Annotated in this window: 6 protein-coding genes; 3 read left to right on the top strand and 3 right to left on the bottom strand. The window is 63.0% G+C overall.

The window, feature by feature from the left end:
• Positions 1 to 447 precede the first annotated feature (447 nt).
• From B0D78_RS08015 to B0D78_RS08005, 3 genes are all read left to right on the top strand, one after another.
• Positions 448 to 1,305, top strand: coding sequence for an alpha/beta hydrolase family protein (locus B0D78_RS08015; protein WP_168170063.1), 858 nt, complete (start codon positions 448 to 450; stop codon positions 1,303 to 1,305).
• A gap of 119 nt (positions 1,306 to 1,424) precedes the next feature.
• Positions 1,425 to 2,792: a tRNA uridine-5-carboxymethylaminomethyl(34) synthesis GTPase MnmE gene (mnmE, locus tag B0D78_RS08010; RefSeq protein WP_078016450.1), complete on the top strand. Its 1,368-nt coding sequence runs from the start codon at positions 1,425 to 1,427 to the stop codon at positions 2,790 to 2,792.
• 167 nt (positions 2,793 to 2,959) lie between these two features.
• Positions 2,960 to 3,502 (top strand): nitroreductase family protein, encoded by a 543-nt coding sequence (locus B0D78_RS08005; RefSeq protein ID WP_078016449.1) that lies wholly within the window; start codon positions 2,960 to 2,962, stop codon positions 3,500 to 3,502.
• Positions 3,503 to 3,630: 128 nt separating this feature from the next.
• On the opposite strand, the gene pcp is transcribed toward B0D78_RS08005, so the two are convergent.
• From pcp to B0D78_RS07990, 3 genes are all read right to left on the bottom strand, one after another.
• On the bottom strand, positions 3,631 to 4,248 hold the full coding sequence (gene pcp, locus B0D78_RS08000; protein WP_240496145.1) for a pyroglutamyl-peptidase I: 618 nt from the start codon (positions 4,246 to 4,248) through the stop codon (positions 3,631 to 3,633).
• Positions 4,249 to 4,291: 43 nt separating this feature from the next.
• Complete coding sequence (locus B0D78_RS07995; RefSeq protein WP_078016448.1) at positions 4,292 to 5,401, bottom strand: pyridoxal phosphate-dependent aminotransferase; 1,110 nt, start codon at positions 5,399 to 5,401, stop codon at positions 4,292 to 4,294.
• A gap of 118 nt (positions 5,402 to 5,519) precedes the next feature.
• Positions 5,520 to 6,437, bottom strand: coding sequence for an NAD-dependent epimerase/dehydratase family protein (locus B0D78_RS07990; protein WP_078016447.1), 918 nt, complete (start codon positions 6,435 to 6,437; stop codon positions 5,520 to 5,522).
• Positions 6,438 to 6,560: the final 123 nt, after the last annotated feature.

Genomic DNA, 6,560 nt, shown 5'->3' with positions numbered 1-6,560 from the left:
GTATTGCATTTACTCGGACTCGAACTTATTCCGCCACAGGATATCTGTTTAAAGCGGACTCTTCTCGCCGGTAAATAACGGCTCCTTTTTAATTTCTTGATTGCATTAACTCTGAACTGAAAATTTTGCTTTCAGTTGAGGATCACTTTTGTATGCACTTTTTTCGGACAATTTCCTCGTAACAGCTTTTCATCCCCTTGAATTTGTTCCGTTAGCGCAATCTTGATCGTTATTATGTGTTCGTAATGACTGCTTGCTGCTTTTGTCCTGTCAAAGTAAATGCAACCCCGTCGCATTTACTTTGACGAGGTTGCATTTACTCTGAAAATTTACCGGAAAAGCGTTCGTCCGTACTTGACCGCGCGGACGCGGCGCGGTATATCTGATGAAGAACAGATCACAAGGGCGCGTCTCGGGAGGAGACGCTGCCGAAAAGGGGCGATCCGTATGGACGAATCGAGCGGAAACGGGCGCGTCGACCTGCGCTGGCTGACGAAGGACAAACCGTGCGAAGACGGCGTTGCGCCTGCCGATTACGACGCCATCGACCTGGCCGTGGACGGCGGACATATCTATGGCCAGGTGATGTGGCCCGACGGCAGCTTCAGAAGGGCGCGCCCCGGCGTGATCCTGCTGCACGGCTTCCCCGGCACGGGACGCAACGACGATCTGGCGCAGGCTTTGCGCCGCATCGGCTGCGTCGTTATCGTGCCGCACCATCGCGGCGCCTGGGGTAGTCGGGGCACATACACGTTCACTCACTGCGTCGAAGACGCCGTGGCCTTGGCGAACGAAGCGCGCTGCGGCGAAACGGGACGGAGGCACAACATCGATCCCGAAGCGGTCTTCCTGGCCGGGCACAGCGTCGGCGGCTGGACGAGCCTGAACGCGGCCCGTCGGCTGGCGTGGCTGCGCGGGCTCATTCTGATAGCTCCCTATGATCCCACGTATTTCCTGCGCGAAGGCGAGCCGCGGCCGTTGAAGGAACTGCTGAAAAGCGGTTCCGTGCTGAACTCCGACGGCCCCGAAGCGCTCTTTGAAAACGTGCGTTCCGTGCGGGACTGGAGTTTCGAAAACGCCTTCGACGCCGTGAAGGACATGGACGTCTGCTGTGCCGCCGGCACGGCCGATACCGTCGCGCCTTTTGAGCCGATGATGGGGCGGCTGTGGGCAAGCTTGCAAAACTGCCGTGGCGGCGCGCTGCGCCGCTTGGCCGTTTATCCCGCCGCGCACGGCCTCTGCGGCTCGCGGGTGGCGCTGGCGGAATTTGCGCCCCGCTTCATCGCCGACTCGCTGGCGCGGTGAAAATTTGCGGCTCTTGATTTTTTAACTAAAATCGTCATAATGAATTTGCGCTCTGCTATAATAAAACCGGGAAGTTGGAGACGAGAAAGCAAGGCGACTCTTTCGGGGAGGTGACCATTGTGTTCGGAGACACGATCGCGGCAATTTCGACGGCTTGGGGAAACAGCGGCATTGCCATTGTGCGGCTTTCGGGCCCCGATTCCTGGTCGATCGCGCAGCGCCAGGTGCGTCTTCAGACCGAGGCGCCGCTGAAAGCGCGTTTCGCGCGCAACGCCGTGCTGCTCGACGAAGCGGGCGAGGAGATCGACCACATCCTCGTGCTGCCGTTTCGTGCGCCCCACAGTTACACCGGCGAAGATCTGGTGGAACTGCACTGCCACGGCGGCAGCCTGGCGGCGCAGCGCTGCCTCGAGCTGCTGATTTCCGGCGGCGCGCGCATGGCCCTGCCCGGCGAGTACACCCGCCGCGCCTTCGAAAACGGCCGCCTCGACCTCTCGCAGGCCGAAGCCGTCGGCGCGCTGATCCAGGCCCGCAGCAACGAGGCCCTGCGCGCCGCCAACCGTACGCTGGACGGCGAGCTGACGCGCGCCGTCGGCGAGATCTATGAAGAACTGACCTCCCTCGGTGCCGAGATCGAAGTCGGCCTCGACTTTCCCGAGGAAGACGTGCCCTACGTCGCCGACGAGTCGCTGGCCGGCCGCCTCGAGGTCGTGCGCCAGTCGCTGGCGGATCTGCTCGAGCGCTGCTCTTCCGGCGTCATCCTGCGCGAGGGCATCCGCGTCGCCATCGTCGGCCGCCCCAACGCCGGCAAGTCGTCGCTGCTCAACGCGCTGCTCAAGGAGTCGCGCGCCATCGTCACCGCCATCCCCGGCACCACGCGCGACGTCATTGAAGCCGTGCTGACCTACCGCGGCATCCCGTTGCGCCTCGTCGACACCGCCGGCATCACCGAGAACTATCACGACGAAGTGGAAGCCATCGGCGTCGAGCGCGCCCGCGCCGCCATGAAAGAGGCCGATGTCTGCGTCTGGGTCATCGACGGCAGCGAACCGCTCCATCAGGAAGACGTGGACCGCGTCCACGAGCTGGCCGACACGCCGCACCTCGTCGTCCTCAACAAGGCTGACCTGCCGCAGCAGATCAGCGAAGCCTCGCTGACGGCCCTGATCCCCGCCAGCACGGTGATTTCCGTGTCGGCGGCCAAGGGACTGCGCCTCGACGAACTGAAGGAATCCCTCGTCGGCCTTGTCTCCGGCACCGGCGCGCTCGATACGGGCCTGAATGCCAGCTCGCGCCAGGTAGAGGAGCTGCGCGGCGCCATCGCCAGCGTCGGCACGGGACTGAAAGCTCTCGGCGACGGTCTCGATCAGGCGCTCGTTTCCGGCTGCGTCGGCGACGCCCGCCGCTCGCTCTCCCGCATCCTCGGCGGCGACCGCGACGAAGACTTGCTGCACGAGATTTTCGGCCGCTTCTGCATCGGCAAATAACGGCGAAAACTTTTCGCCGGAAAATATTCAAAGGGCGCGCGGCGCATGATGCCCACCGGATCATCGTGCGCCGCGCGGAAAGGATGTTCCACGTGGAACATCCGCGACGGTCGTCCGGCGACGAGCCGGACGCTGAAATCGTCAAAAACGCAAAGGAGGCGGGACCTATGGAAGCTCTCGAATGCATCAGAGGGCGCCGCAGCGTGCGCAGATTTTCGGACGCGCCCGTGGCAAAGGAAGAGATCGAGCGCATCGTGGACACGGCGCGTTTCGCCCCGACGTGGAAGAACTCGCAGACGGTACGTTACATGGCCGTGCTCGATCCGGCCCTGAAAGGCCGGATCGCCGCCGAGGGACTGATGGGCTTCGAGCGGAACGCGCAGATCGTCGCCGGCGCGCCCGCGTTGATCTTGCTCATAACGCTCGACGGCGTCAGCGGTTATGACAAGGACGGCGTGCCGTCCACCTCCAAGGGCAGCCACTGGCAGTCGTTCGACGCCGGCCTGGCCGCCGAGGCCTTCTGTCTTGCCGCGCATGAAGCCGGTTTGGGAACGGTGATCATGGGCGTCTTCGACAACGACGACGTCTGCCGTCTCGCCGGCCTGCCCGAGGGGCAGTCGGTTTCCGCGCTGATCGCTTTGGGACGCCCCGCCGAAACGCCCGCCGCGCGCCCGCGCAAGTCCGTGGAAGAACTGCTGATCTGGCGTTGACTCATGGTTCGATAAAAAAGCCGCCGCTTTTCCGATGCGAAAGCGGCGGCTTTTTTGTGTCGAGGATCGCGTTGGGCGGTCAACGCCGAGGCGAAACGGAATGGATGCTCCCGTCCATCGTTCGAGATTTACCGCCGCGCCGCGAGATGGCGCTCGATGGCGCCGATGGCGGCGGCGATGGCGCGGGCGATGTCGTCTTTGGCCATGGAAGGCTGGGCCGTGGCCTGACGGGCGGCCTGTTCGGGAGCGTAAGGCACGTGCATGAAGCCGCCGATGGCGTCGGGCAGTTCGTGGGCAAGGTGATAGAGCACGCCGTACATCACGTGGTTGCAGACAAAAAGCCCGGCCGTGTTGGAGACGCGCGCCGGGAGACCGGCGATACGGATGGCGGCGGCCATGTCCTTGACGGGCAGCGTGGCGAAATAGGCGGCGGGGCCGTCGGCGAAGATCGGTTCGTCCATGGGACGATTGTTCTCGTTGTCGGGGATGCGCGCATCGCTCAGGTTCAGCGCCACGCGTTCGGGCGTGACTTCCATGCGTCCTCCCGCCTGGCCGACGCAGAGCACGGCGTCGGGCCGGTGTTCGCGCAGCGCGGCGCGGATCACGGCGATGGACGTGCCGAAGACGACGGGCAGGATCAGCTTGACGATCTCCAGCGCCCCCATCCGATCGGGCACCAGCGCCAGCGCTTCCTGCGCGGGGTTGATCGTCTCGCCGCCGAAGGGCTCGAATCCAGTGAGAAGCATTTTCACGGTCATTCCTTCTTTCTTCGATCGCAGAGTGTGAAATTCACGCCAGCGCGCGGCGCAGGGCGGCAAGCAGCCGTTCGTTTTCGGCGCGCCGTTTGACGCCGACGCGGTAGTAACGTTCGTCGAGACCCGTGTAATTGGCGCAGGAACGGATCAGGACGCCCTGCGCGAGCATGGGCTCGAACAGCGGCTTCTCGCTGCGGAAGAGAATGTAGTTGGCGGCGCTGTCGTAGACTTTGAATCCCAGTTCGCGCAGCCCCGCGCGGACGAAGGCTCGTTCCGCCGCGACGACGGCGCGGGTACGGGCGGTCCATTCCCCGTCGCCGGACAGCGCCGCGAGGCCGGCCGTCTGCGCCGGGGCGGAGACGCTCCAACTCTGGCCGAAAGCGGCGACCTTTTCGACCAGCCGGCGATCGGCCGAAATCATGAAGCCCAGCCGCAGGCCAGCCATGGCGTACAACTTGGTGAACGCATCGACGATGACCAGATGCGGATGCGCGTTCAGCAGCGGGCGCGCCGACGGCGCCCCGGTGAAGGGAAGAAAGCACTCGTCGACGACGAACAGCGTGCCCCGCTTCTCGCACACGGCGGCGATCTGGCCGATCAGCGCGGGACAGGTCAGCTGTCCCGTGGGATTGTTGGGATTGCAGAGGAAAAATAGGTCCGGCGCGTAGGAGCCCGTCAATTCGCCGAGGATCCCGCCGCCGAGAGCGAAGTCGTCTTCCTCGCGCAGGATGAACTTCTTCACCCGAGCGCTGGAGAGCAGCGCGGCCTTCTCGTATTCCGAAAAGGTCGGCGCGCAGAGCAGCGCTTTTTCCGGCTTTCGGGCTAGGCAGAGGCGGATGATCAAATCGGCGGCGCCGTTGCCGCAGAGCAGCTGCCACGGCTCGACGCGCAGCGCGCGGGCCAGCGCCGCCCGCAGCGCGCGGCAGTGCGGGTCGGGATAGGCGGCGTAGGAATCGACGCCGGCCCGCAGCGCTTCGCGCACCGCCGGCGGCATGCCCAGCGGATTGAGATTGACGGAGAAATCGAGATCGACGTCGCGGGAATAAACGTCTCCGCCGTGGTCGAATTTTTTCAAAGCGAAGCCTCCCAAATAGCCCCCGCTTTCGGAAAGACGCCAGGCCGAGCAGGGGCGGACTGCCGTCATACTAACACAGCGCCGATGAAAATAAAAGCCGCCGTGCGGACGGCGGCTCTCGAGGTGTCGAAAAGAGGATCAGTCAAGCTTCCAGGGCGAGGCGGCTGCCGCCAGTACAGGCAGCCGATCATAACTTCGGGATCCGTCCGAAGTTCTCGTCGATATAAGCGATAAACGGTTTGACGCCGACTTTTTCCCGATTGCCGCGGTACCATGCGTACGCTCTTTCGAGCCCGTCCTCCAGGGACGTCGTCTCCGGCATCATCGCGCGCTGATTTTCCACGTTGAGGCGGTACTCGTAATCGTAAAAGCTGAAATAGTTCCGCTGTTCGACGTCCTCGTGGACGCCGACGTATTCGGGCTTTCGGCCGACGATCCGATAGCACAGGGCCGCCCAGTCTTTCACGGTGATCGGATCGTTGTTTCCAACGTTGAAAACATGGCGTTCCGGTCGTTTTTCGAGAACAACGTCAATGAACCTGCACAGATCCCTTACGTGGAAAAACTGCAATCTCATCGCCCCGTCCTTCGGCAGGAAGAACGGGCGCTTTTTTTCCGCGCATTCAAAAACGAACGCCTCGCGGTAGACGTTGTTCATTTCTCCGTACAGATACGGCGGGCGCAAAATATACGCGCCGGGGAAGCGCTCCTGGAGCGCCCGTTCCGCGAGGATCTTGCCGACGCCGTACTCACCCCAGAACTTGTTCGGCCCCAACGGACTTTCTTCCCGGAACGGCTGCGCTCCCGTTTCGGGATAGACGGCGCTGGAGCTGATCATCACGTAAGCGCCGCAGTCGCCCAACGCGCCGGTCAAAGCGACGATGTCCCGCGCGTCGTACGCCGTCACGTCGACGACCGCGTCGAAACGGATGTTTCTCAGCTTGTCCCCGATGGAATGACGATCGCACTTTATCAGGCTGACGCCGGGCGGCTGCGTTTTGGTGCCCCGGTTCAACACGAAAACCTCATGCCCCCGCGCGGCGCAGTATTCGGCGACATAACGGCTCACAAATACCGTTCCGCCCGTAACCAAAATTTTTTTCATCGTCGTCCTCCCGCTTTCGCAAACTGGATTTTACCGATCGCCTCTGCGTCGAAAAGACGGCGGCGCATGTACCCCGGCGCGGCTCATACTATTTCTTAATTAAAAAGCCGAACGCAAGGGCGC

The sequence above is a fragment of the Pyramidobacter sp. C12-8 genome (assembly GCF_002007215.1).
Taxonomy (GTDB): domain Bacteria; phylum Synergistota; class Synergistia; order Synergistales; family Dethiosulfovibrionaceae; genus Pyramidobacter.
This window is presented reverse-complemented; position numbering and strand designations above follow the sequence as displayed.